The organism is Nocardioides sp. Z43_10 (genome assembly GCF_059766615.1).
Window position 1 is genome coordinate 115,142 of the sequence record NZ_JCBAJY010000006.1, and the last position, 23,392, is coordinate 138,533.

22 protein-coding genes and 2 tRNA genes are annotated in these 23,392 nt (G+C 73.0%); 18 read left to right on the forward strand and 6 right to left on the reverse strand.

From position 1 onward, the window contains the following. The first annotated feature begins 2 nt into the window (after nt 1-2). Nucleotides 3-476, forward strand: coding sequence for a hemerythrin domain-containing protein (locus tag AC6EI4_RS12550; RefSeq protein ID WP_498424227.1), 474 nt, complete (start codon nt 3-5; stop codon nt 474-476). Between the two features lie 16 nt (nt 477-492). Here the strand turns inward: AC6EI4_RS12550 and AC6EI4_RS12555 are convergent, their stop codons facing one another. Beyond that, nucleotides 493-1,236 (reverse strand): SDR family NAD(P)-dependent oxidoreductase, encoded by a 744-nt coding sequence (locus AC6EI4_RS12555; RefSeq protein ID WP_498451663.1) that lies wholly within the window; start codon nt 1,234-1,236, stop codon nt 493-495. A 104-nt stretch (nt 1,237-1,340) separates the two neighbouring features. On the opposite strand from AC6EI4_RS12555, the gene AC6EI4_RS12560 reads away from it, so the two are divergent. From AC6EI4_RS12560 to clpX, 13 genes are all read left to right on the forward strand, one after another. Then, nucleotides 1,341-1,910 carry an LURP-one-related family protein gene (locus tag AC6EI4_RS12560; protein WP_498424225.1) on the forward strand — a complete coding sequence of 190 codons (570 nt, stop codon included), beginning with the start codon at nt 1,341-1,343 and terminating at the stop codon, nt 1,908-1,910. After that, a complete protein-coding gene (locus AC6EI4_RS12565) occupies nt 1,910-2,809 on the forward strand; it encodes an alpha/beta hydrolase (RefSeq protein ID WP_498451664.1) in 900 nt (299 codons plus the stop codon). Before AC6EI4_RS12560 ends, AC6EI4_RS12565 begins: the two co-directional genes overlap by 1 nt. Nucleotides 2,810-2,821: 12 nt before the next feature. After that, on the forward strand, nt 2,822-3,328 hold the full coding sequence (locus tag AC6EI4_RS12570; protein WP_498451665.1) for a ribose-5-phosphate isomerase: 507 nt from the start codon (nt 2,822-2,824) through the stop codon (nt 3,326-3,328). Beyond that, nucleotides 3,321-4,166, forward strand: a complete 846-nt coding sequence (locus tag AC6EI4_RS12575) for an Fpg/Nei family DNA glycosylase (RefSeq protein WP_498451666.1) — start codon at nt 3,321-3,323, stop codon at nt 4,164-4,166. The genes AC6EI4_RS12570 and AC6EI4_RS12575 overlap by 8 nt, the downstream gene beginning before the upstream one ends. A 28-nt stretch (nt 4,167-4,194) precedes the next feature. Continuing rightward, complete coding sequence (locus AC6EI4_RS12580; protein WP_498451667.1) at nt 4,195-5,328, forward strand: PP2C family protein-serine/threonine phosphatase; 1,134 nt, start codon at nt 4,195-4,197, stop codon at nt 5,326-5,328. Between the two features lie 77 nt (nt 5,329-5,405). After that, nucleotides 5,406-5,479 (forward strand) — tRNA-Gly (locus AC6EI4_RS12585). A 32-nt stretch (nt 5,480-5,511) separates the two neighbouring features. Beyond that, nucleotides 5,512-5,584 (forward strand) — tRNA-Pro (locus AC6EI4_RS12590). Nucleotides 5,585-5,685: 101 nt separating this feature from the next. After that, nucleotides 5,686-7,113, forward strand: a complete 1,428-nt coding sequence (gene tig, locus AC6EI4_RS12595) for a trigger factor (RefSeq protein ID WP_498451668.1) — start codon at nt 5,686-5,688, stop codon at nt 7,111-7,113. Between the two features lie 140 nt (nt 7,114-7,253). Further along, nucleotides 7,254-8,495, forward strand: a complete 1,242-nt coding sequence (locus AC6EI4_RS12600) for a lipase family alpha/beta hydrolase (RefSeq protein WP_498451669.1) — start codon at nt 7,254-7,256, stop codon at nt 8,493-8,495. Next, nucleotides 8,492-8,995 carry an SRPBCC family protein gene (locus AC6EI4_RS12605; protein WP_498451670.1) on the forward strand — a complete coding sequence of 168 codons (504 nt, stop codon included), beginning with the start codon at nt 8,492-8,494 and terminating at the stop codon, nt 8,993-8,995. Before AC6EI4_RS12600 ends, AC6EI4_RS12605 begins: the two co-directional genes overlap by 4 nt. 86 nt (nt 8,996-9,081) lie before the next feature. Then, complete coding sequence (locus AC6EI4_RS12610) at nt 9,082-9,687, forward strand: ATP-dependent Clp protease proteolytic subunit (RefSeq protein WP_498424367.1); 606 nt, start codon at nt 9,082-9,084, stop codon at nt 9,685-9,687. A gap of 4 nt (nt 9,688-9,691) precedes the next feature. After that, the gene (locus AC6EI4_RS12615; protein ID WP_498424216.1) at nt 9,692-10,300 is read left to right on the forward strand and encodes an ATP-dependent Clp protease proteolytic subunit; all 609 of its coding nucleotides are present in this window, start codon (nt 9,692-9,694) and stop codon (nt 10,298-10,300) included. A gap of 109 nt (nt 10,301-10,409) precedes the next feature. Beyond that, nucleotides 10,410-11,693, forward strand: coding sequence for an ATP-dependent Clp protease ATP-binding subunit ClpX (clpX, locus tag AC6EI4_RS12620; RefSeq protein WP_498451671.1), 1,284 nt, complete (start codon nt 10,410-10,412; stop codon nt 11,691-11,693). A gap of 877 nt (nt 11,694-12,570) precedes the next feature. Here the strand turns inward: clpX and valS are convergent. From valS to AC6EI4_RS12640, 4 genes are all read right to left on the reverse strand, one after another. Then, nucleotides 12,571-15,204 carry a valine--tRNA ligase gene (valS, locus tag AC6EI4_RS12625; protein ID WP_498451672.1) on the reverse strand — a complete coding sequence of 878 codons (2,634 nt, stop codon included), beginning with the start codon at nt 15,202-15,204 and terminating at the stop codon, nt 12,571-12,573. 75 nt (nt 15,205-15,279) lie between these two features. Further along, complete coding sequence (locus tag AC6EI4_RS12630; RefSeq protein WP_498451673.1) at nt 15,280-16,374, reverse strand: NAD(P)-dependent alcohol dehydrogenase; 1,095 nt, start codon at nt 16,372-16,374, stop codon at nt 15,280-15,282. Next, on the reverse strand, nt 16,371-16,850 hold the full coding sequence (locus AC6EI4_RS12635) for a DUF4334 domain-containing protein (protein WP_498451674.1): 480 nt from the start codon (nt 16,848-16,850) through the stop codon (nt 16,371-16,373). Before AC6EI4_RS12635 ends, AC6EI4_RS12630 begins: the two co-directional genes overlap by 4 nt. A 43-nt stretch (nt 16,851-16,893) precedes the next feature. Next, nucleotides 16,894-18,846 carry a glycoside hydrolase family 9 protein gene (locus AC6EI4_RS12640; protein ID WP_498451675.1) on the reverse strand — a complete coding sequence of 651 codons (1,953 nt, stop codon included), beginning with the start codon at nt 18,844-18,846 and terminating at the stop codon, nt 16,894-16,896. Nucleotides 18,847-18,905: 59 nt separating this feature from the next. Between AC6EI4_RS12640 and AC6EI4_RS12645 the strand changes: the two genes are divergently transcribed. Together AC6EI4_RS12645 and AC6EI4_RS12650 are read left to right on the forward strand one after the other, a co-directional pair. Further along, nucleotides 18,906-20,327: a bifunctional folylpolyglutamate synthase/dihydrofolate synthase gene (locus tag AC6EI4_RS12645; RefSeq protein WP_498451676.1), complete on the forward strand. Its 1,422-nt coding sequence runs from the start codon at nt 18,906-18,908 to the stop codon at nt 20,325-20,327. Then, complete coding sequence (locus AC6EI4_RS12650) at nt 20,324-20,728, forward strand: DUF4233 domain-containing protein (RefSeq protein WP_498422241.1); 405 nt, start codon at nt 20,324-20,326, stop codon at nt 20,726-20,728. Before AC6EI4_RS12645 ends, AC6EI4_RS12650 begins: the two co-directional genes overlap by 4 nt. Nucleotides 20,729-20,748: 20 nt before the next feature. Here the strand turns inward: AC6EI4_RS12650 and pdxR are convergent, their stop codons facing one another. Next, entirely contained in the window at nt 20,749-22,086 is a 1,338-nt protein-coding gene (gene pdxR / locus AC6EI4_RS12655) for a MocR-like pyridoxine biosynthesis transcription factor PdxR (protein ID WP_498451677.1), read from the reverse strand. Nucleotides 22,087-22,199: 113 nt separating this feature from the next. Here pdxR and AC6EI4_RS12660 point away from each other — a divergent pair, with 113 nt between their 5' ends. Both AC6EI4_RS12660 and ndk read left to right on the forward strand, forming a co-directional pair. After that, nucleotides 22,200-22,883: a pyridoxamine 5'-phosphate oxidase family protein gene (locus AC6EI4_RS12660; RefSeq protein ID WP_498451678.1), complete on the forward strand. Its 684-nt coding sequence runs from the start codon at nt 22,200-22,202 to the stop codon at nt 22,881-22,883. A 10-nt stretch (nt 22,884-22,893) separates the two neighbouring features. Continuing rightward, nucleotides 22,894-23,301 carry a nucleoside-diphosphate kinase gene (gene ndk / locus AC6EI4_RS12665; protein ID WP_498422237.1) on the forward strand — a complete coding sequence of 136 codons (408 nt, stop codon included), beginning with the start codon at nt 22,894-22,896 and terminating at the stop codon, nt 23,299-23,301. Nucleotides 23,302-23,392: the final 91 nt, after the last annotated feature.

Below are 23,392 nucleotides of genomic sequence, written 5' to 3' on the forward strand. Positions count from 1 at the left end.
GCATGTGTCATTACTGCGGCTGCCGCCAGATCCCGCTGATCCGTGACTACATCGCCGAGCACGAGCAGATCACCGAGCTCGCCGATCACGCCCTGCGGGCCCTCGACCAGGGTGAGCGGGCGGCGGCGGCCGGCTACTTCTCGCAGATGGTGCCGCTGCTGCGCAGCCACTGGCAGGGCGAGGAGGAGGGCGTCTTCAAGGTGATGGCGCAGACCGAGGAGCTCTACGCCGACTACGTCGCGCCGCTGGTCGCCGAGCACCGTGCGCTGGACGCGTTCCTGAGCGCGCTGGACCTCGACGTGCCCGAGCAGGTCGAGCGAGTCCGACACGAGATGGCCGAGCTGGGCGAGCACATCCTGCGCGAGGAGGACGGGCTCTTCCCGCCCACGCTGACCACGCTGAGTGGTGAGCAGTGGGACGAGGCCATCGCCGCCTGGCACCGGGCCCACCCCGGTGCCGAGCTGATCGCCGACTAGCGAGGCGATCGGGTCCTCAGCGCAGCATGATCGATCCGCCGTCGACCATCAGCGTCTGCCCGGTCATGTAGGAGGCGTCCTCGCTGGCCAGGAAGACCGCCACCCGGCCGATGTCGGACTCGGGGTCGCCGAGGCGGCCCAGCGGGGTGCCGCGCAGCAGCAGCTGCTCCTGCTCGGGGTGCTCGGCGATGAAGGCGTCCACGCCCTCGGTGCGGGCCAGCGGGCAGATCACGTTCACGTTGATGTGGTCGCGGGCCCACTCGTGCGCGGCCACCCGGCTCATCGCCCGCACCGCCTCCTTCGCGGCGGCGTACGTCAGCTGGCGCGGGTTGCCGCTCAGCCCCGCCCCGGAGCCGAAGTTGATCACCGAGCCGCGGGTCCGGGCCAGCTCGGGGTGGCAGGCCCGCATCAGCCAGAAGGCCGGGTAGAAGCCCGTGCTGAAGGAGAGGTCGAACATCTCCTGGGTGGACTCCAGCAGGGTCGCCTGGCGCGAGGCGTGCGCGTTGTTCACCAGCACGTCGATCGCGCCGAAGGCGTCGAGGGCGGCATCGCGGATGACCGGCGCGCTCTCCTCCACCGAGATGTCCTGGGCCAGGAAGCAGGCGCGCTCGCCCAGTTCCTCGGCCAGCTCGCCGCCGAGGTCGGCCTGGACGTCGACGAACAGGACACGCGCCCCCTCCTTGACGAACGCGCGCACGATGCCGCGCCCGATGCCGCCCGCTCCACCGGTGACGATCGCCACCTTGCCGTCCAGTCGCATCCTCGTGCTCCGTTCCTCGCAGGTCTGGTTCCGCGAGGCTAGGGAGTCTCAGGTCCGTCGTGTCGCGCGATCCTGCTCAGCGGTGCGGCCACTAAGGTGCGGCCATGACTGCCGATATGTACCTGCCGGGCTTCTACGTGAAGCAGAAGATCACGATGATGATCAACCGCTACGAGATCGTCGCGATGAACCCCGATGGCAGCGAGGGGCAGCTGATGGCGCTGGCCGAGCAGAAGCGACTCGCCTTCAAGGAGCAGGTCACCTTCTACGCCGACGCCGCCAAGACCCGCCCCGTGTTCGGGTTCAAGGCCCGCAAGACGATCGATCTCGGCTCCGGCTACGACGTCACCGACGAGACCGGCAAGCAGATCGGCTTCTTCAAGAAGGACTTCGGCGCCAGCCTGATGCGCTCCACCTTCCACATCGAGGGGCCCGGCTACACGGGGACCGGCCAGGAGCGCAACCAGGCCGTCGCGGTGCTGCGCCGCTTCACCGACCTGCCGTTCCTGGCCGTCCACTTCGACTTCAAGGACCCGTCCGGGGCCCTGCTGATGTCCAGCGAGCGGCAGATGGCGCTGCGCGACAAGTACACGGTCCGGGTGCCCGACCAGCGCGTCGACTTCCGGGTCGCGGCGGCGATGGCGGTGGGGCTGGACGCGCTGATGGGGCGCTGATGCTCCACCCCCAGGCGCGGCGCGCGGTCGACACGCACGCGGTCGAGCCCAAGGTGCACGAGCCGGGCTACGACATCGCCGCGGCGCGGGCGGCCGCCCGCGCCGCGGCCGCCGCCCAGCCCCGCGAGGAGGTCGCCGAGGTGCGCGACCTGGATGCCGGCGGGGTGCCGTGCCGGCTGTACCGGCCGGCGGCCGGCGGCGCGCCGGACGCCGCCCCGGGCGTGGTGGTGCACCTGCACGGTGGGGGATTCGTCTTCAACGACGTCGAGGTGCACGACGCCGCCGCCCGCCGGCTGGCCAACCGCTGCGGGCAGGCGGTGCTCAGCGTCGACTACCGGCGACCGCCCGAGCACCGGTTCCCGGCGGCGCCCGACGACGTCGACACCGTGGTGGCCTGGCTCGACGCCCACGCGGGGTCCCTGGGGCTGGCCGGGCCGACGTACCTGCACGGCGACAGCGCCGGCGCCAACCTCGCGCTGGTGGCCGCCCTGCGCCACCCCGGCCGCTTCCAGGGGGTCGTGCTGATCTACCCGTTCCTCGACCCGACCCAGGGCTTCGACTCCTACGCCGCCGCAGAGGGCTTCGACGCGGCCGAGGCCGCCTGGTACTGGGCGCAGTACGCCGCGCGCCCCGAGGACCTGCGTGACCCGGACCTGGCGCCCCTGCTCTCGCCGAGGCTGCACACGCTGCCGGCGACGCTGGTGGTCAGCGCCGAGCACGACCCGCTGCGCGACGAGGCCGAGCACCTGGCCGGGCTGCTGGCCGAGGCCGGGGTCCGGGTGGTGGCCACCCGCTACCTGGGGCAGGTGCACGGCTTCTGGCGTCACCCCGACGCATTCGACGCCGCAGAGCCGCTGATGCAGCAGGTGGCCGGTTTCCTGCGGGCCTGTCGCGACTGAGAGGATGGTGCCATGCGCGTTCACCTCGGTTCCGACCACGCCGGCCTCGAACTCAAGGACCACCTGCTCGCCTGGCTGGTCGACAACGGCTACGAGGTCGTCGACCACGGCCCCTTCGTCTACGACGCCCTCGACGACTACCCGGTCTTCTGCCTGCGCGCCGCCGAGGGCGTGGCCGCCGAGCAGGCCGAGGGCCTGGACAGCATGGGCGTGGTGATCGGCGGCTCCGGCAACGGCGAGCAGATGGCCGCCAACAAGGTCGTCGGCGTGCGCTCGGCCCTGGTGTGGTCCGAGGAGATCGCCGTGCTCGCCCGCGAGCACAACGACGCCAACGTGATCTCGGTCGGCGGCCGGATGCACACGCTGGCAGAGATGACCCGCTTCGTCGAGGTCTTCCTCTCCACCGCCTTCAGCGGCGACGAGCGCCACGTGCGGCGCATCGCCCAGGTCGGCGAGTACGAGACCACGCGCGACCTGCCGCCGCTCCCGGAGTCCGCCCTGAAGGGCCCGAATGCCTGAGGGTCACACCCTCCACCGCCTGGCGCGCGACCTCTCACACGCCTTCGCCGGCCGCCGCGTACGCGTCGCCAGCCCCCAGGGGCGCTTCGCCGACGCGGCCGCCCTGCTCGACGCCAGCGTGCTCGAGGCCGCCGAGGCCTGGGGCAAGCACCTGTTCCTCGCCTTCGCCGGGGAGCGGCTCGTCCACGTCCACCTCGGGCTGTACGGCAAGCTCGCCGTGCACACCGGCGTCCAGGACGTGCCCGACCCGGTGGGCCAGGTGCGGCTGCGGCTGGTCGCCCCCGATGCGCCGGTCTCCTACGCCGACCTGCGCGGGGCCACGACCTGCGCCCTGCTCACCCCCGCGCAGCGCGACGCGGTGATCGCCCGGATCGGCCCGGACCCGCTGCGCGCCGACGCCGACTGGACCCGGGCCTGGGAACGGGTGCGCCGCAGCCGGGCCAGCATCGGGGCGCTGCTGATGGACCAGAGCGTGCTGGCCGGAGTCGGCAACGTGTACCGGGCCGAGGTGCTGTTCCGCCACCGCATCGACCCGCTGCGGGCGGGGAGCACGCTGCGGGTCTCGCAGTTCCGGGCGATCTGGGACGACCTCGTGGAGCTGATGGCGGCGGGCGTCGAGGCCAACCGGATCGACACCGTGCGTCCCCAGCACACCCCCGAGGCGATGGGGCGCCCCCCGCGCGTCGACGACCATGGGGGAGAGGTCTATGTCTACCGGCGCGCCGGACAGCCCTGCCACGTCTGCGGCACCGCGGTCCGCACCGAGGTGCTGGCCGCGAGGAACCTGTTCTGGTGCCCGCGTTGCCAGCCGCGCTTCCGCTCCCGGGCCGTACAGTGAGTGCATCCGAGGCGCTGGAGGAGGACCGATGACCTCTGCGCGTGTCGTCACCGGAGACCACAGCGAGCTGACAGTCTCGCGGCGGCTGCGCACTGCCACCGCGCGCCGAGCAGCGCAGCTCGGGTTCCTCAAGCGTGTGCACACCCACACCGACCCCAGCCTGCGGGTGCTCCTCGCCATCGTCACCCTCGGCGGGATCGCCGGCCTGGTGTGGACCGAGGTGGTGCCGCTCAACTTCTTCGTGCTGCCGCTGGTCGTCGGCAGCCTGACCCTGGGGCCGCGCCAGCTGCCGTGGTTCGTGGTCTACTGCCTCGGCTGGCTCGCTGTCGTGGTCGCCGTGCAGGCCCGGATCGACGCGCGGGTCGTGGGAACGGTGGGGATCCTGTTCCTGGCCGGGCTCGTGGTGCTGCTCACCTCCTTCCGGCGCTCCCGGCTGGGGGTCGGCGGTGCGATGGGGGAGTCGATGTTCATCGACCTGCGCGACCGCATCCTCAACCAGGGCCAGCTGCCGGACCTGCCGGCCGGCTGGCACGCCGAGGCGGCGCTGCGTTCGGCCGGCGGCACCCCGTTCGCCGGAGACTTCGTGGTCGCCGCGCGGGCCGAGGACAGCAGCCGGCTGGAGGTGGCGGTCGTGGACGTCTCCGGCAAGGGCGAGCAGGCCGGGACCCGCGCCCTGCTGCTCTCCGGCGCGTTCGGCGGCCTGCTCGGGGCTCTCCCGCCCGAGGACTTCCTGCCCGCCGCCAACGACTACCTGCTGCGCCAGCGCTGGGACGAGGGGTTCGCGACCGCGGTGCACCTGTCCCTGGACCTGGACACCGGGGACTTCGAGATCCGCACCGCCGGGCACCCCCCGGCGGCACAGCTGCACGCCGGCTCCGGGCGCTGGCACGTGACGCAGAGCGAGGGATCGGTGCTCGGTCTGGTCCCCGACGCCGGCTTCCGGACCGCGCGAGGGACCCTGGGCCCGGGCGACGCGATGCTGCTCTACACCGACGGGATGGTGGAGACCCGCCGGCGTGACATCGGGCTCGGCATCGACAAGCTGCTGGGCCAGGCCGAGCGGCTGCTGCGCTCGGGCTTCGTCGGCGGAGCCGACCGCCTGGTGGACGCCCTGGGGTCCCAGGACGACGACCGCGCGCTGGTCCTGCTGCACCGCGCGTGAGCGCCTCGGTTGGGGGCCGGACGGCACCATGTGGCACCATGACTCCGGCACACGTGTGGGCAGCCGGGCGAGTGCGTGCGGATGTAGCTCAATGGTAGAGCCTCAGTCTTCCAAACTGATTACGCGGGTTCGATTCCCGTCATCCGCTCCAAGGGCGGCTCCGGCCAGACCGGGCCGACTTGGCGGGGCGTAGCGTAGTGGCTAGCGCGCCTGCTTTGGGAGCAGGAGACCGCAGGTTCGAGTCCTGTCGCCCCGACTGAACTGCACCGCCCGGCTTGCCCCTGAACACAGCAGAACCCTGTGGGCCGGCCAGCCCCACCATTGTCAGCAACCACTGAGAACACCAAGGAGACACCTGTGAAGAGCGCCGTCGAGTCCTTGACCCCCACCAGGGCCAAGCTCACCGTCGAGGTGCCCTTCGAGGAGCTCAAGCCGAGCCTCGACGCGGCGTACAAGAAGATCGCCCAGCAGATCAACGTCCCCGGCTTCCGCCGCGGCAAGGTCCCGCCGATGGTCATCGACCGTCAGGTCGGCCGTGCCGCCGTGCTGGACGAGGCGATCAACGAGGTGCTCCCGAAGAAGTACATCGAGGCGCTCCAGGAGAACTCCCTCGAGCCGCTGGCCCAGCCGGAGATCGAGGTGACGAAGTTCGAGGACAACGAGACCCTCGAGTTCACCGCCGAGGTCGACATCAAGCCCGCGATCGACCTGCCCCCCTACGAGGGCCTCGAGGCCGAGGTCGAGGACATCGAGGTCACCGACACCGACGTCGAGGAGCAGGTCGAGGCGCTGCGCGAGCGGTTCGGCACGCTGAGCGACGTCGAGCGCGAGGCCGCCGACGGCGACTTCGTGGTCATCGACCTCAAGGCCACCCAGGACGGCGAGGTCCTCGAGGGGGCCGAGGTCTCCGGGATGTCCTACCGGGTCGGTCGCGGCGGCATGCTCGAGGGCCTGGACGAGGCGCTGCTGGGCATGAAGGCCGGCGAGACCAAGACCTTCTCCTCCGAGCTGGTCGGCGGCGACATGGTCGGCCAGGCCGTCGAGGTCGAGGTCACCGTCACGCAGGTCCAGGAGCAGGAGCTGCCCGCGTTCGACGACGAGTTCGCGCAGACCGCCTCGGAGTTCGACACCGCCGAGGAGCTGACCGCGGACGTGCGTGAGCGCCTGAGCCGGGGCAAGCGCCTCGAGCAGGCCGCCGCGGCCCGCGACGCGGTCCTCGAGACCCTGCTCGAGAAGGTCGAGATCCCGCTGCCCGAGAGCCTGGTCACCGACGAGCTCAACGCGCGCCGTGAGAACGTCGAGCAGCAGCTGATGATGGCCGGCATCACCATGGAGAAGTACCTCGAGGACGAGGGCCAGACCCTCGAGGAGTTCGAGGCCGAGCTCGAGCGTCGCGTGCGTGACGCGGTCGCCGCGCAGTTCATCCTCGACGAGATCGCCAAGAAGGAGGAGTTCGGCATCGACCAGAACGAGCTCTCCTCCCACCTGGTGCGTCGCGCCCAGCAGTCCGGTCAGGACCCGCAGGAGTTCGCGAACCACATGTTCGAGCACAACCACATCCCGGACCTGGTCCAGGAGATCCTGCGCGGCAAGGCGCTGGCGACCCTGGTCGAGTCGGCGGTCGTCAAGGACGCCTCGGGCAACGTGGTCGAGCTGAAGAACCTGCGCCCGGACGGGACCATCGGTGAGCCCGAGGCCCCCGAGGCCGAGGTCGAGGAGGCCGACGAGGCCCCCGAGGCCGACGCTGCCGAGGCCGACGAGAAGGACAAGCCCACCGAGGCCTGATCCCCCTGTCGCCGACGACCCGCCCGAGCAGCTCGGGCGGGTCGTTCGCATTTCCCGTGCGCGGCGCTGCCCGCCGACATGGGTGAACGGATGTGCACCGGAGCGTTGACACCGGCCCGCGGGCTTCCCATGCTCAGCACATGACGTCCACCCACGCGCTCAGGCGTGTCGCGCCCGGTGCCCGGCGCGCCCGCGCGCATCGCGACGGCGAGCCCGGCCTGCTGCACGCCCTGTCGCTGCTCGCCCGGGTCTGTGACGACCTCGTCGTCGCGACCGCCCGCGACACCCACCGGGCGTGGTCGGATCGCGTGCACGGCGCGCTGCACGGGCCGACCCGAGGCGTCTCCCGGGGCTCCCAGCTGGCGCACACCGCGATCGCGACGCCGGTCTACGCAGGCACCAGCCTCACCCTGCGCGCGCTGGCCACCGGCCTCGACCTGGCCGCGAGCCAGGGGGTGGGGCCGAGGCTGGAGGGTGCGGGGGGCCGGGGGCGCTTCGTGCGCTCCGCGGTCAACGGCCTGGTCGGAGACCGGCTGCACGAGCAGGGCCAGCCCCTGGCGATCCCGATGGCCGTGCGGGTCGGAGGTCGCGACGTACCCCTGGACCCGGCCGGCCTGCGGGCGGCGTTCCCCGATGCCACCGGCCGGGTGGTGGTGCTCCTGCACGGGCTGTGCGAGAACGAGGACTACTGGAGCCTGGGGCGCGAGCGGGTCGGCACCACCTACGCGCAGACGCTGGCGGAGCGGGGCTGGACGCCGGTGCACCTGCGCCTGAACACCGGTCTGGCGCTGCGGGAGAACGGCGTGGCGCTGGCGGCGCTGATGCAGCGGCTCGTCGACGCGTGGCCGGTCGGCGTCGACCGGGTGGCCCTGATCGGTCATTCGCTGGGTGGGCTGGTGATCCGGGCCGGGGGAGCGGTCGCGACGGCCGAGGAGCGCCCCTGGACCGAGCTGGTCAGCGACGTGGTGACGCTCGGCACGCCGCACCTCGGCGCGCCGATCGCGCAGGGGCTGGGGCACGGCAGTCGCGCGCTGGCCCGGTTGCCGGAGTCGGCCGCGTTCGGCCGGATCCTGGACCACCGCTCGATCGGCATCCACGACCTGGTCGCCGGCCTGGCCCACGACGTGCCCCCGCTGCCCCAGGCGCGCTACCGGCTGGTCTCCGCGACGCTGACCCGATCGCCGGGCCACCCGCTCGGCGCCGTGCTCGGAGACCTGCTGGTCACGGTGCCGTCCGCCCACGGTCGCCGGGGCGGGCGACGGCGGGGTGCCGAGGGCGACCTCTTCCCCGGCGCCGAGACCCTCCACCTCCCCGGCACCGACCACTTCGCGCTGCTCAACCACCCCCGGGTGCACCGCGCCCTGTGCGAGTGGCTGGCATGAACGCGGTGCCGGCAGCCGGCTCGTCGCTGCGCGACCCCGCCCGCGAGCTGCACGCCGAGGCCGTCGTCGCCGCGCCGCCCGACCGGGTCTGGGCGGTGTTGAGCGACCTCTCCCGGATGCCGCAGCGGAGCCCGGAGCTGGTCCGGATGCTGGCGCTGCGGCCCGGAGGCCTGCGCGTGGGGCAGTCCTACCTCGGCGTCAACCGCCGCAAGCTGGTGGTGTGGCCCACCCGCAACGTGGTCGCAGTGCTGGACCCGGGCCGAGTGCTCGCCTGGGACACCACCTCCAGCGGTGCGCGCTGGATCTGGGAGCTGCACCCGCACCCGGGGGGCACCCGGGTGGTGCACCGCCGCCCGGTGCCGCGACGCCTCACCCTGCTCAGCCGGGTGTTCGCCCCGGTGGCGCTGGGCGGGAGCGCCCAGCACGCCGACGAGCTGGAGAGCGCGATGCGGCACAGTGTCGAACGCCTGGCGGCCAGCGTCGGCGCTGAAATCTGCTGAGGGCGAACAGCGGCGGATATGCCGTGGAACTGGGGGACTCACGGGCTAGTGTCGCTCCCGTGACCCAGACATCCACGCACCCCGAGATGAACGGCGGCGCCTCGGCCTACGGGCTCGACGACCACATCTACCAGCGGCTGCTCCGTGAGCGGATCGTGTTCCTCGGCTCCGAGGTCCGGGACCAGAACGCCAACGCCATCTGCGCCCAGCTGCTGCTGCTGTCGGCCGAGGACCCCGAAGCCGACATCTTCCTGCACATCAACAGCCCCGGTGGCTCCGTCGACGCCGGCATGGCGATCTACGACACCATGAACTACATCCCCAACGACGTGGCGACCGTGGCCATGGGCCTGGCCGCGTCGATGGGGCAGTTCCTCCTCTGCGCCGGCACCAAGGGCAAGCGCTACGCCCTGCCGCACTCGCGGATCATGATGCACCAGCCCTCCTCGGGCATGGGCGGCTCGGCCTCCGACATCAAGATCCAGGCCCAGCAGTCGCTGCACATCAAGAAGGTGCTGCTCGAGCTGATCAGTGAGCACACCGGCCAGCCCGTCGAGCAGGTCATCGCCGACGCCGACCGCGACCGCTGGTTCACCGCCGACCAGGCGCTGGACTACGGACTGGTCGACAAGGTGATCCGCAGCAGCCGAGAGGCCGCCGACGAGGGCCGCCCGGCCCGGCAGAAGGACTGAGCGCATGAACTACTACATCCCGCAGTGGGAAGAGCGGACCTCCTACGGGTTCCGTCGCATCGACCCCTACGCCAAGCTCTTCGAAGAGCGCATCATCTACCTGGGCACGCCGATCTCCGACGACGTCGCCAATGCGGTGATCGCGCAGCTGCTGTGCCTGCAGTCGATGAACCCCGACCAGGACATCAGCATCTACATCAACTCCCCGGGCGGCTCCTTCACGGCGCTGACCGCCATCTACGACACGATGCGGTTCATCAAGCCCGACGTGCAGACGGTCTGCCTGGGACAGGCTGCCTCGGCAGCGGCGATCCTCCTCGCGGCCGGGACCCCGGGCAAGCGGCTCGCGCTGCCCAACAGCCGGATCCTGATCCACCAGCCCTACACCGAGGGCACCTTCGGCCAGACCTCGGACATCGAGATCCAGGCCAACGAGATCCTGCGGATGCGCGAGCTGCTGGAGAAGATGATCAGCGAGCACAGCGGTCGAGACATCGAGCAGGTGAGCCGCGACATCGAGCGCGACAAGATCCTGACCGCCAGCCAGGCTGTCGAGTACGGACTGATCGACTCGGTCCTGGAGTCCCTCAAGGACGCCCAGACCCTGGTGTGACGTGACGTAACCCGTGTCCGTCCCCGTTGTGGGGGCGGCACGGGGTACCGTCGTTACGCGCTATGTACGACCGCCGGCATCCGCCGGCCGAATCGGAGGATGACCGCCCGTGGCACGCATTGGTGACGGAGGCGACCTGCTGAAGTGCTCCTTCTGTGGGAAGAGCCAGAAGCAGGTCAAGAAGCTGATCGCCGGACCGGGCGTCTACATCTGTGACGAGTGCATCGACCTGTGCAACGAGATCATCGAGGAGGAGCTCAGCGAGGGCGGCGAGGTCAGCCTCGACGAGCTGCCCAAGCCCCGCGAGATCTTCGAGTTCCTGAACTCCTACGTGATCGGCCAGGAGCAGGCCAAGAAGTCGCTGGCCGTGGCGGTGTACAACCACTACAAGCGGGTCCAGGCCGGGGTCGTCCCCTCGGGGGGCAAGCACAGCAAGGACGAGACCGTCGAGGTCGCGAAGTCCAACATCCTGGTGATCGGCCCCACGGGCTGCGGCAAGACCTACCTGGCCCAGACGCTGGCGCGGATGCTCAACGTGCCGTTCGCGATCGCCGACGCCACCGCGCTGACCGAGGCCGGCTATGTGGGCGAGGACGTGGAGAACATCCTCCTCAAGCTCATCCAGGCCGCTGACTACGACGTCAAGAAGGCCGAGACGGGGATCATCTACATCGACGAGATCGACAAGGTGGCCCGCAAGGCGGAGAACCCCTCGATCACCCGCGACGTCTCCGGCGAGGGCGTCCAGCAGGCTCTGCTGAAGATCCTGGAGGGCACCACCGCCTCGGTGCCCCCGCAGGGCGGGCGCAAGCACCCGCACCAGGAGTTCATCCAGATCGACACCACCAACATCCTCTTCATCGTCGGCGGGGCCTTCGCCGGGCTGGAGAACATCGTCGAGCAGCGCGTCGGCAAGAAGACGCTGGGCTTCACCGCCGAGGTGCGCGGTGCCGCCGAGCGCAAGGAGGAGGACCTGCTCGCGCTGGTCCGCCCCGAGGACCTCACCAAGTTCGGCCTGATCCCCGAGTTCATCGGCCGACTGCCGCTGATCGCGAGCGTCAACAAGCTCGACAGCGAGGCGCTGGTGCAGATCCTGACCGAGCCCCGCAACGCCCTGGTCAAGCAGTACCAGAAGCTCTTCGACCTCGACGGCGTCGAGCTGGAGTTCACCAAGGACGCGATCGACGCGATCGCCGGCAAGGCGCTGGAGCGCGGCACCGGTGCGCGAGGTCTGCGCGCGATCATCGAGGAGGTGCTCCTCCTGGTGATGTACGACGTGCCCTCGCGAGGTGACGTCGCCAAGGTGATCGTCACCGGCGACGTGGTGACCGACGACGTCGCCCCGACGCTGGTGCTGCGCGAGGACGAGACGAAGAAGAAGAAGTCCGCCTGAGTCGCACCGCCTCGCGGGTTGCGGCGATGGTCTAGTCGGCGCGTCTGAACGGTTGGGTGCCATCACCGGCAACGGTGAGACTGGGCCGTCCTTCTTTCTCGTGGAGAGGCCACCGGTGAGTGCCGAGCACAAACGCCCGCTGTTCGCGTTCGTCCTGGTGACGCTGGCGTGCACGCTGGTGATCGTGCACGCCATCCGCAGCGACGCGCTGACGCGGACCCTGCGCGTCGCGCTGCCCGCGGTGATCGCCGCCGGGGCGCACCTCGTGCCCAGCCTCGTCGAGCCGGGCGGGGCTCCGGCCGCACAGGCGCCGCCCCCGCGGGAGGTCGTGAGCCAGGCGAGGGAGCGGAGCCTTGCGCGCCCTCAGGCGGCCCCGGCCCGAGAGCCGCAGGCCCGACCCGTGCGACGTTCCCCGGGCGCGGACCTGCGCCCGGCCGGACCGCGAGAGCCGCGGCCCACGGCGTCGGCGCCGGGTGCGCCCGCGCGCCCCACGGGAGCCGGACGTGGGCAGGGACAGGGGCCTGGGCAGGGACACGGGCCTGGGCACGGGCAGGGACACGCGTACGGACACGGCGGTGAGCAGCGATCGCCCCAGCGCCCCGGGGCAGGTCGCGGCGAGCACGCGCACGCAGCAGCCCCGGACCGGGCCCGTGACGCCGGTCGGACCGAGCACCACGGCCAAGGCCAGGGACCCGGCCACGGCTCGGAGCACGGCGACCGGGGGCGCGGCTCGGAGCACGGCGACCGAGGTCGCGGCTCGGAGCACGGCGACCGGGGGCGCGGCTCGGAGCACGGCGACCGCGGGCGCCACTGAGCGGTCCCAGGTCCCGCCACCGCGGTGCCGGGGCGAGGGCCGTGGCCCCCACCCCGCGACAGGTCAGTCGGTCGGCGCGGGGGTCTCGATCGGGGCGAGGTCGGCGCTGACCGTGATCTCGCCGGCGGCCTCGTCAACGGTGAAGACCAGGTCCCCGACCACCTTGCCGGCTCGGCGCAGGTCGTCGGCCGCCGACTCGGCGGCGCCGACCAGCGCCGCGGGGCCGCGCACCTCGACACGGGACAACTCCGCGCGCATGGAGACCTTGGCCTGCGACTTGGCGCCTCGGATGCCGGCCAGGGCGGCGGCCACGGCGTCGAGCGTGCTGCCGTCCGCGGCGGCGGCTGCCCCGAGGTCGGTGGTGACCGGCCAGGACTGCCGGTGCACCGAGCCCTCCTGCCACCACGACCAGACCTCCTCGGTCACGTACGGCAGGAACGGGGCGAGCAGACGCAGCTGCGCGTGCAGCGCGATCGCCAGCGTCGCGCGGGCCGACGCGGTCGCGGTGCCGCCCTCGGCGTCGTACGCGCGCTCCTTGACCAGCTCGAGGTAGTCGTCGCAGAACTCCCAGAAGAACTTCTCCACCGACTCCAGGGCGGTGGTGTAGTCGTAGGCCAGGAACGCGTCGGTGGCCTTCTCGATCACCACCGCGAGCTTGCCCAGCAGGGCACAGTCGACGGCGTCGCTGACCTCGAAGTGGTTGAGCTGGCTGGCACCCACGCCGCCGAGGACGAACTTGGAGGCGTTGAGCACCTTCATCGCCAGCCGGCGGCCGACCTTCATCTGGGTCTCGTCGAACGGCGAGTCGAGGCCCGGGCGGGCCATCGCGGCGCGCCAGCGCACGGCGTCCGCGCCGAAGCGCTCGAGGATGTCGTTGGGGACCACGACGTTGCCCTTGGACTTCGACATCTTCTTGCGGTCGGGGTCCATCACGAAGCCGGACATCATCGCGTGCGACCACGGCACGACGCCGTTCTCGTGGACCGAGCGGACCACGCGGGCGAAGAGCCAGGTGCGGATGATGTCGTGGGCCTGGGTGCACAGATCCATCGGGAAGACCCGCTCGAACAGGTCGGGGTCGGACTCCCAGCCGCCGGCGATCTGCGGGGTGAGCGAGGAGGTGGCCCAGGTGTCCATCACGTCGGGGTCGCCGATGAAGCCGCCCGGGCGGCCGCGCTGTGCCTCGTCGTACCCGCGCGGCGCGTCGGTCGAGGGGTCCACCGGCAGCTCGGCCTCGGACGGCATCAGCGGGTGGGCGTAGTCGGGCTCGCCCTCCGCGTCGAGGGGGTACCAGACCGGGAACGGGATGCCGAAGAAGCGCTGGCGCGAGACCAGCCAGTCGCCGTTGAGGCCGCTGACCCAGTTGTCGTAGCGGTGCTTCATGTGCGGCGGCGCCCAGGTGATCTCGTTGCCGCGCTCGAGCAGCTCGTTGCGCAGCTGGGGGTCGCGACCGCCGTTGCGGATGTACCACTGCCGGGTCGCGACGATCTCCAGGGGCTTGTCGCCGCGCTCGAAGAAGTTCGCCATCCGCTGGGTGGGCTTCGGCTCGCCGTCGAGGTCGCCGGACTCGCGCAGCTTGGCCACCATCGCCTCGCGGGCGCTGAAGGCGGTCTTGCCCTTGAGGTCCTCGTAGGCCGCGGCGGCCTGCGGCGCGGAGAGCCACGGCGGGGTCTCGCGCAGCAGGCGTCCGTCGCGGCCGATCACCGTGCGCACCGGCAGCTGCAGCTCGCGCCACCACTGGACGTCGGTGAGGTCGCCGAAGGTGCAGCACATCGCGATGCCGGCGCCCTTGTCCATCTCGGCGCCGGGGTGGGCCAGGACGGGGATCTCGACGCCGAAGACCGGCGAGGTCACGGTGGTGCCGAAGAGGTCGGCGTAGCGCTCGTCGTCGGGGTGGGCGATCAGCGCCACCACGGCCGGGATCAGCTCGGGGCGGGTGGTCTCGATGTGCACCGGCGAGCCGTCGGGGCGGTGGAAGGCCACCCGGTGGTAGGCGCCGGCGTACTCGCGCGCCTCCAGCTCGGCCTGGGCGACGGCGGTCTGGAAGGTGACGTCCCACAGGGTCGGCGCCTCCTGCAGGTAGGCCTCGCCGCGGGCGTAGTTGCGCAGGAAGGCGCGCTGGCTGACGGTCTGGGCCTTCGGCCCGATCGTCGTGTAGTGCTCCTTCCAGTCGACCGAGAGGCCCAGGGTGCGCCACAGCGACTCGAAGACCTTCTCGTCCTGCTCGACCAGCTGCTCGCACAGCTCCACGAAGTTGGGGCGGCTGATCGCGACCTGTCGCTTGGGGTCCGGCTTCTCCGGCGGGGTGAAGTCCTTGTCGTAGGGCAGCGAGGGGTCGCAGCGCACGCCGTAGTAGTTCTGCACCCGGCGCTCGGTGGGCAGGCCGTTGTCGTCCCAGCCCATCGGGTAGAAGACGGTCTTGCCCTGCATCCGCCAGAAGCGGGCGATCAGGTCGGTGTGGGTGTAGGAGAAGACGTGGCCCACGTGCAGCGAGCCCGAGACCGTCGGCGGGGGAGTGTCGATGGAGTAGACGTTCTCGCGGGGCTGGGTGCGGTCGAAGCGGTAGGTGTCCTGCTCCTTCCACCGCTGCGCCCAGGTGGACTCGAGGCCCTCGAGCGCCGGCTTGTCCGGTACGACGACAGCGCGCGGGGAGGGCGGCGTCGCGGACGGGTCAGGCTGCTGCGGGGTCTCGGTCATGCCAGGAATGTTACGCAGGAGACTCCCGGGCCGGATAACCCGATCCGTTCTGAGCAGTCGGCGCCCCCGGGGGCCTCACCACACCAGGACCGGCTTGACGACCCTGGCCTCGGCGGAGTCGGCGATCGCCCGCGTGATGTCGGTGAACGGGTAGGGGGCCACCAGCCGGTCCACGTCGAAGCGGCCGGCGGCGGCCAGGGCCAGCAGCCGGGGCACCATCTCGAGGGGGTCGGCGTCGCCCTCGACCACCCCGCGCACGGTCTTGCCGTGCATCATCAGGTCGACGGCGTCGAGGGTGAACTCGGGGGCGCCGAGGCCCAACGTGGCCAGCGTGCCCCGGGGCTGGAGGGCCTGGACGCCCTCGCGGATCACCGCGGGGAGGCTGGTGGTGTCGATGGCGTGCGTGGCGCCGCCGCCGGTGAGCTCGCGGACCCGCTCCACGACGCGGGCGTCCAGCGCGGCCGGATCGATCCCGGTCGCGCCGTACGACTCGGCCACCGCGCGCCGGCTCGGCTGGGGGTCGACGGCGATGATCGTGCCCACCGCGGCGCCGGCGGCAGCGGCGATCGCGGCCAGGCCGACGGCTCCCGCGCCGTAGACCACCAGGCTGTCCTCGGGGTGCGGGGCGAGCACGTCCAGGACGGTCCCCGCGCCGGTCTGGAACGAGCACCCGTAGGGCCCCAGTCGGCTCAGGTCGAGGTCGGCGTCGACGACCACGACGTTGCCGGCCCCGGCGATCGCGTGCCGGGCGAAGCTGGACTGGCCGAAGAACGAGCCGTAGAGGGGTGCGCCGTCGCGGGTGTACGTCGTGGAGCCGTCGTCGCGGAAGCCCAGGTAGTTCAGCTCGACGCTGCGCTCGCAGTAGCCGGGGCGGCCGGCCTTGCAGCGGGCACAGGCGCGACACGACGCGAAGCTCAGCACCACGTGGTCGCCCGGGGAGACGCCGGTGACGCCCGCGCCGACCTCCTCGACGACGCCGGCGCCCTCGTGGCCGAACACCCGCGGGAACATCTCGGCCGGCAACGTGTCGCGCACCGAGAGGTCGGTGTGGCACAGGCCGGTGCCGACGATGCGGACCAGCACCTCGCCGGCCCGCGGGCCGTCGAGGTCCACCTCCTGGGCGGTGAACTCGCCGCCGGGGCTCTCGTTGACCAGCGCCGTGGTCCTCACCGGTCGCGCTCGAGCCAGAAGTAGTAGAGGTCGCCGACCCCGAACGCGGCCTCGAGCTTGCCGTTCATGATGCCCATCAGGGTGTCGGCGTCGACCCGCTTGAAGTGGTCGAGGACCGGCATCCGGTCGTAGACCATCGTCGCGGTGACCTCGCCGCGGAACTCCACCGGCCACAGCGAGGCGTGGCCGCCGCCGGCGGCCTCGGTGTGGGAGAAGAGCGCGCCGTCGGCGTCGCGGCAGATCAGCGGGTGCGCCTCCAGCGGCGCGTCGAAGCGCTTGCCGTGCCAGCCGATCTTGGTCAGCATCCGGCTCGCCGGGTGGCCGGTGGCGAAGTCGCCGCCGCGCCACGGGCCCAGGATCTCCTCGACGCCGACGGCGTCGAGGTCCGCCCACAGCGCGTCCAACTCGGCGGGGTCCGCGGGCGCGGCGCAGCGGAGGTCGTCGAAGCGGCCTCGGGTCACGGTGGTGGGGCTCATCCGGCCAACCTAGACGGTGACAGCTTCACTGTCACGGACGTGCTCAGCGGCGCTGTTGCGCGAAGGCGAGCAGCGACACCGCGACGTAGTCCAGGGCCGGCTCCGTGGCCGCGTAGGCCCGCACGTCGTCGAGGTAGCGGGCGCCTTGGCCGTCGAACTCGGCGAACGAGCCGGCCGAGCAGGCCGGCGCGTAGTCGCCGGGGCGGCCGAGGCCGGAGAGGTCCGCGGCCGCCGTGGGGCCGTTGGCGACCGCGCCGAGGAGCTCGGGACCACCACGGGCGCCGAGGATGCTGGCGACCTGGTGGTGCGGGCAGCGGGGGTAGGTGCTGCCGGCGCCGACCACCAGCGAGGTGCCCCACGCGTTGGTGCCGAGCGCCCAGTCGCGCTGCAGCGCCCCCAGCGCCGCGTAGGAGGCGTCGCCGCTGAGGTCGCGGTAGAGCCGCTCGGTGACCGCCACGCCCAGCGCGAAGTCGGCGCCGGGGTCCTCGTCGCCGCCGTAGCCGAGCGGAGCGGCGTAGCGCCGCTCGGCGATCCGCAGCTGGTGACGCAGGTCGCCGACCAGGTCGGCGCGCGAGACCGCGAGCCGCGGCCGGACCCGGGCCTGGGCGAGGGCGCGGGCCAGGTCGGCGTGGGCGAGGGCGCTCTGGTCGTCGCGGGCCAGCGTGAACCAGCCGTGGTGCGGGCCGTCCAGGTAGGACCTCGCCCAGCGGGCGGCGCGCTGCAGGTCCTGGCGCTGCTGGGCGGGCCCGGCACCCAGGGCCTGCCCGGCCAGCGCGATCTCGGCGGCGCCGAGCTCGAGGTCGTCGCGCCACTCGTCCTCCTCGTAGTAGGAGCGCGGGGTGGTCGTGACCAGCCGGCCGACCTTGCGGGTGCGGGCCGCCTCGAGCACGGCGCGCGCCTTGCGCAGCCAGGAGCGGGCCTGGGCCGGGCGGGTGTCGGCGAGCAGCTGGGCGGCGAGCGCGAACGCCGCGGCGGTGCGGCCGGCCAGGTTGGGGCTGATCGGCTTGCCCGGCGCGTTGGCGGCGAAGACGGGTCGCCGGGCCAGGTAGCGGGTGGCGGCACGGGGACCGGCAGGGAGGGCGTCGTCGGCCTCGGGCAGCCGCCACCGGTCGTGGTCGCCGAGCAGGCCGGGGCGGCCGTCGCCGAGACCGACCTGGTGCAGCAGCTGGCCGCGCCGGTCCAGCCACATCCGGTCCAGCCACCGCGCGCCGTACAGCGCCTCGCGCTCCAGGGCCGGGTCGCGCCGCTCGGCGTCGCGGGCGGCGCTGAGCAGCAGCACGTCGGCGTAGCTCGTGGTCTCGACGAACTTCAGGTAGTCGCCCGCGTCGAACCACCCGCCGCTGACGTCGGCGACCTGCCCGGTGGCGCGCAGGCTGCCGACCAGCCGGCCCCCGCGGTACCTCGGCGCCCGGTGCACCCGAGCCCGGCGGTCGTTGAGGTGGCTCGGGCGGCGGCCCATCACCGAGCCGATCACGTCGCGCCCGTCGCGCTGGGCCTGGAAGAAGCGCACCGCGTTGGCCACCAACGGTGCGTAGAGCTCGCCCGAGCCGATCGAGAACCAGGGCGACTCGCCGCTCAGCCCGTCGCCGAGCACCACCCGGTACCGCCCCGGCGTCCGCACCGCGCTCAGGTCGACCGGGCGCACGTGCGGCCACCGCTCGCTCCAGCGCCCGGTGTCGGCGCCCACCGGCCCGGTCGCGGCCACGGAGCCGTCCGCGCGCACCAGGCGGTACGACGCGCCGGGGACGTCGGCACGGGCCATCACGAACGCCTGCTTCGCGTCGTCGCCCAGGTAGCCGACCTGGTTGACCCGGACCACCGCGGCGGCGTCGTCGACCCGCTCGGGGTCGGCGGCCGCGGCGCCCGGCCCCGCCGGGGCCGCGCCCAGCGCCAGGACGCCGGCCAGGGCGGTGGCCAGGGCGGTGGCCACGGCGCTCGCCCGGGCGGCCGGAGAGGTCAGCGGGTGTCGCCGGAGAGCCCGGTGTCGGCGCAGCATCCCGCGAGCCTGTCACCGATCGGGGTTCGGCGCCCTGTTCGGCCTAGACTCGCAAGGCGATGAGTGATCCCACCCCGGCCACCGGCCCATCCCCCCAGCAGCCCTCCGAGCCGACCCCGGGCTCCCCGCCGGCCGAGCGCCCGCGCCCGGCCCAGAGCGTGGCCGAGGCCGAGGACGCGCTGCTCTCGCGCTGGCCCGAGACGCGCCTGGAGCCGTCCCTGGACCGGATCCGCGCCTTCACCGAGCTGCTCGGCGACCCGCAGCGCAGCTACCCGGTCATCCACCTGACCGGCACCAACGGCAAGACCTCGACCTCGCGGATGATCGACGCGCTGCTGCGCGCCCGTGGGCTGCGCACCGGGCGGTTCACCAGCCCCCACGTGGAGCGCATCAACGAGCGGATCAGCCTGGACGGGGAGCCGCTGTCCGACGAGGACTTCGTGCGCGCCTTCAACGACGTCGCCGCCTACACCCACCTGGTCGACGCTGCCGGGGACCACCCGCTGTCGTTCTTCGAGACCATGGTGGGGATGGGGTTCGCCGCCTTCGCCGACGCGCCCGTGGACGTCGCCGTGGTCGAGGTCGGCCTCGGTGGCGTGTGGGACGCGACCAACGTCGCCGACGGGGAGGTGGCGGTCGTGCTGCCGGTCGCCGTCGACCACGCCCGCTGGCTGGGGGAGACCGCCGCGGAGATCGCGGTGGAGAAGGCCGGCATCATCAAGTCGGGGTCGCGGGCCGTGCTGGCCCAGCAGAGCGAGGAGGTCTCCCGGGTTCTGCTGGAGCGGGCCGCCGAGGTGGGCGCCGGCGTGGTCAGCGAGGGCGTGGACTTCGGCGTGATCTCCCGGGTCCCGGCCCTGGGCGGCCAGATGGTCTCGCTGCAGGGCCTGCGCGGCCGCTACGACGACGTGTTCCTGCCGCTCTTCGGCGAGCACCAGGCGCAGAACGCCGCGGTCGCGCTCGCCGCCGTCGAGGCGTTCGCCGGCGACGAGACCCTCGACGAGGACCTGGTCCGCGAGGCGTTCGCCGAGGTGACCTCGCCGGCCCGGCTGGAGATCATCCGGCGCAGCCCTACCGTGGTGCTCGACGCCGCCCACAACCCCCACGGCGCCGCGGCCACCGCGGCGGCGATCGAGGACTCCTTCGCGTTCAGCCCCCTGATCGGGGTGATCGGCGTGATGGACGACAAGGACCACGAGGGGCTGCTCGCCGCGTTCGAGCCGCACCTGGCCCACGTGGTGTGCACCCAGAACTCCACGCCCCGGGCGATGAGCGCCGAGCGGCTCGCCGTCGCGGCCCGTGAGATCTACGGCCCCGACCGGGTCAGCGTGGCCCCGCGCCTGGTCGACGCGATCGAGGCGGCGGCCACCCTCGCCGAGGCCGGCGAGGCCTTCGGTGGCTCGATCGGCTCCGGCGCGGTCCTGGTGACCGGCTCCGTGGTGACCGCGGGCGAGGCCCGCACGATGCTGAAGGGACGCGCATGAGCGAGAGCGCTGACTCCACGACACCGGCCGCACCGCCGGCCCGCTCCCCGCGGCGCGGGATGTGCGCGGCGATCCTCGCCCTCGAGGCGATCACCCTGGGGCTGACCACCCCGGTGATGGTCACCGTCGCCGACATCGCGCTCGGCCCGGCGCTGGCCGTGGGCCTGGGGCTCACCGTGGTGTGCCTTCTGCTGGCCGGGATGCTGCGCGCCCCGTGGGCCTACACCGCCGGCTGGGTGGTGCAGGCGGCCGCGATCGGGCTCGGCTTCGTGATCCCGATGATGTTCTTCCTCGGTGCGGTCTTCGCGCTGCTGTGGGGCACCGCGGACCTGCTCGGGCGCAAGATCGAGCGAGAGCGGGCCGCGGCGTACGCCGCCTACGAGGCGCAGCGCGAGGCCTGAGGCGCACCTGAGGCTCGGGCTCAGCCCGCCAGCCCGCTGCGCAGCGCCTCGAGCGCCGCGTCCAGCTGGGCGTCGGTGCACCCGCCGAAGCCGACGACCAGCCCGTCCAGCTCGGCGCTGCGGCAGTAGTCGCGCAGCCTGGGGACGTCGAAGCCGGCCCGCCGCGCGGCGGCCACCGCCCGACCGGCCGACGCGGGGTCCAGGAGGACGGCGGCGTACATCCCCGCGGGCGGCCCCGCCAGCTCGCCGTACGGCGCGAGCGCGGCCGCCACCCGGGGCGCCCGCTCGGCGTAGACCCGGCGCGCGGAGCGGACCACCCGGTCGACGTACCCGTCGCGCAGCATCGCCAGCAGCGCGCGCTGGGCGGGCCAGGACGCGGCCTCGTGGGCGTCGGCGCGCAGCGCGTTGATCGTCTCGAGCAGCGCCGGCGGCGCCACCATCCAGCCCAATCGCAGGCTGGGGGAGACCGACTTGGAGGCGGTGCCGAGGTAGCACACGCGCTCGCGGTCCAGCGAGGCCAGCGCCGGGACCGGCGCCACGTCGTAGCGGAACTCCGAGTCGTAGTCATCCTCGAGGACGACCGCGCCGCCGGCGCGCGCGGCGGCGAGCAGCGCGAGCCGATCGGGGCCGGGCATCACCGGCCCGAGTGGGTGCTGGTGGGCCGGTGTGACGTAGGCGGCTCGCACCTCGGCGAGCTCGGTCACCGGGCGCAGCGCGGGCAGGTCCACCACCTCGCGGCCCGCCGCCCGGACGGTGCGCACGGCCGCGCGGTAGCCGGGGTCCTCGACGGCCACCGGCCCGGGCGGCAGCGCGGCGAGCAGATGGCGCAGGCCGTCGGTGGTCCCGTGGGTGATCACGATCTCGTCGGGGTCGCAGACCAGGCCACGCGTCCGGGCGAGACGCTCGGCCAGCGCTCGGCGCAGCTCGACGAGCCCGCGCGCGTCGCCGTACTCCGAGGGCGGCGCGCAGGCCGACACCTCCCGCCAGGCGCGGCGCCATCCGGACGCGTGGCGCGGCTCGATCCAGGGCGTGCCGGTGTCGAGGCGGACCAGGCCCGCCGTCTCCGGGGTGCGGGGGCGCGGCGTGGCGGGGGAGGCCGGGGCACCCGCGGTGGCGACGTAGGTGCCGGCCCCGCGCCGACTCAGCAGCCAGCCCTCGGCCAGGAGCTGGTCGTAGGCCTGCTCGACCACCGCCCGGGCGACGCCCAGGTCGGCGGCCAGCGCGCGGCTGCTGGGCAGGCGCGCACCGCGGGCCACGACGCCGGCGAGGATCGCGCGGCGCACCTGGTCGGAGAGCTGCACCCCGAGCGGGGTCGCCAGCCGGCGGTCCAGCCGCAGCGCCAGCGGGGTGGGCTCCATGGCAGTGTCCTATCGAGAGTGTCCCGTCGCGACTGGCCCGTCGAAAGTGTCCTGGCGAAGTGTCGCAGAAGTGGCCCGTGACCGCAGGCCACTCGCGAGGCCACGATGGTCCGGTGACCACGATCCCGCCGCTGTCTCCCACCGCCCGCACCACCGTGACCCGCGGGCGCAACCGCGCCGTCGCCGACCGGGCGGCGCTGTGGAGCCTGCTGGACGAGGCCCTGCTGTGCCACCTCGCCCTGGACGCCGGCGAGCATCCCGTGGTGCTGCCGACCGCGTTCGGGGCGGACCCGGACGGCCCCGACGAGGGGGGCACGCTCTACCTGCACGGGTCCGTGGCCGCCGGCTGGGTGCGTCGCGCGCCGCAGCGCACCGTGTGCGTCGCCCTCACCGTGCTCGACGGCCTGGTGACCGCGCGCTCGGCCTTCCACCACTCGATGAACTACCGTTCCGCGGTCGTGATCGGCCGTCCGCGGCTGGTCACGGACCCGGCGGAGAAGGAGCGGGCGCTGGGGCTGATCGTCGACCAGATGGTGCCGGGGCGCAGCGCGACGCTGCGGGCCAGCACCCGCAAGGAGCTCGCCGCCACCGCGGTGCTCGCGCTCTCCCTGCACGAGGCCTCGGTCAAGGCGCGGGAGGGCGGGCCCGTGGACGACCCGGACGACGTGGCGGCGGGGATCTGGGGCGGACACGTGCCGATGCGGCTGGTCGCGCAGGCGCCGGTTCCGGCCCCCGAGGCAGGCGGGCCGGTGCCACTCGACGTACGCGCCCGAGTGACCGCCCTGGGGGCTCGCTAGGCTGCCAGCCATGACGCAGCGCACCCTGGTCCTTCTCAAGCCCGACACCGTCGCCCGTGGCCTGATCGGCACGGTCCTGGCCCGCTACGAGGCCAAGGGCCTCAACGTGGCGGCCATGGACCTGCGCACGATCGACGCCGAGCTCGCCGACGCCCACTACGCCGAGCACGTGGAGAAGGACTTCTACCCGCCGCTGCGCGACTTCGTCACCAGCGGTCCTCTGGTCGCACTGGTGCTCGAGGGCTCGCACGCCGTCGAGATCGTGCGCCAGCTCAACGGCGCCACCGACGGCCGCACCGCCACCCCCGGCTCGATCCGCGGCGACTTCAGCATCTCCAACCGCGAGAACCTCGTGCACGGCTCGGACTCCGAGGAGTCGGCCGAGCGGGAGATCGCGCTCTGGTTCCCCGGCCTGTAGACCCCAGGTCCGCGGGCCCGATCGACCGGTAGCCCCAGCGCGCCATCCACAGGCGGGCCGATCCGTCGTTTTCCGCGGCACGGGTCGGGCA

What these genes read in the sequence shown, in the direction of transcription:
- AC6EI4_RS12640 (WP_498451675.1), bottom strand. Translation starts at nt 18,846, where the DNA reads ATGCTGCGCCGACACCGGGCTCTCCGGCGACACCCGCTGACCTCTCCG.
- AC6EI4_RS12610 (WP_498424367.1), top strand. Translation starts at nt 9,082, where the DNA reads ATGAACGGCGGCGCCTCGGCCTACGGGCTCGACGACCACATCTACCAG.
- AC6EI4_RS12650 (WP_498422241.1), top strand. Translation starts at nt 20,324, where the DNA reads ATGAGCGAGAGCGCTGACTCCACGACACCGGCCGCACCGCCGGCCCGC.
- AC6EI4_RS12555 (WP_498451663.1), bottom strand. Translation starts at nt 1,236, where the DNA reads ATGCGACTGGACGGCAAGGTGGCGATCGTCACCGGTGGAGCGGGCGGC.
- AC6EI4_RS12570 (WP_498451665.1), top strand. Translation starts at nt 2,822, where the DNA reads ATGCGCGTTCACCTCGGTTCCGACCACGCCGGCCTCGAACTCAAGGAC.
- AC6EI4_RS12605 (WP_498451670.1), top strand. Translation starts at nt 8,492, where the DNA reads ATGAACGCGGTGCCGGCAGCCGGCTCGTCGCTGCGCGACCCCGCCCGC.
- AC6EI4_RS12645 (WP_498451676.1), top strand. Translation starts at nt 18,906, where the DNA reads ATGAGTGATCCCACCCCGGCCACCGGCCCATCCCCCCAGCAGCCCTCC.
- AC6EI4_RS12560 (WP_498424225.1), top strand. Translation starts at nt 1,341, where the DNA reads ATGACTGCCGATATGTACCTGCCGGGCTTCTACGTGAAGCAGAAGATC.
- AC6EI4_RS12580 (WP_498451667.1), top strand. Translation starts at nt 4,195, where the DNA reads ATGACCTCTGCGCGTGTCGTCACCGGAGACCACAGCGAGCTGACAGTC.
- AC6EI4_RS12635 (WP_498451674.1), bottom strand. Translation starts at nt 16,850, where the DNA reads ATGAGCCCCACCACCGTGACCCGAGGCCGCTTCGACGACCTCCGCTGC.
- AC6EI4_RS12575 (WP_498451666.1), top strand. Translation starts at nt 3,321, where the DNA reads ATGCCTGAGGGTCACACCCTCCACCGCCTGGCGCGCGACCTCTCACAC.
- ndk (WP_498422237.1), top strand. Translation starts at nt 22,894, where the DNA reads ATGACGCAGCGCACCCTGGTCCTTCTCAAGCCCGACACCGTCGCCCGT.
- AC6EI4_RS12615 (WP_498424216.1), top strand. Translation starts at nt 9,692, where the DNA reads ATGAACTACTACATCCCGCAGTGGGAAGAGCGGACCTCCTACGGGTTC.
- AC6EI4_RS12550 (WP_498424227.1), top strand. Translation starts at nt 3, where the DNA reads ATGTGTCATTACTGCGGCTGCCGCCAGATCCCGCTGATCCGTGACTAC.
- pdxR (WP_498451677.1), bottom strand. Translation starts at nt 22,086, where the DNA reads ATGGAGCCCACCCCGCTGGCGCTGCGGCTGGACCGCCGGCTGGCGACC.
- AC6EI4_RS12600 (WP_498451669.1), top strand. Translation starts at nt 7,254, where the DNA reads ATGACGTCCACCCACGCGCTCAGGCGTGTCGCGCCCGGTGCCCGGCGC.
- valS (WP_498451672.1), bottom strand. Translation starts at nt 15,204, where the DNA reads ATGACCGAGACCCCGCAGCAGCCTGACCCGTCCGCGACGCCGCCCTCC.
- AC6EI4_RS12565 (WP_498451664.1), top strand. Translation starts at nt 1,910, where the DNA reads ATGCTCCACCCCCAGGCGCGGCGCGCGGTCGACACGCACGCGGTCGAG.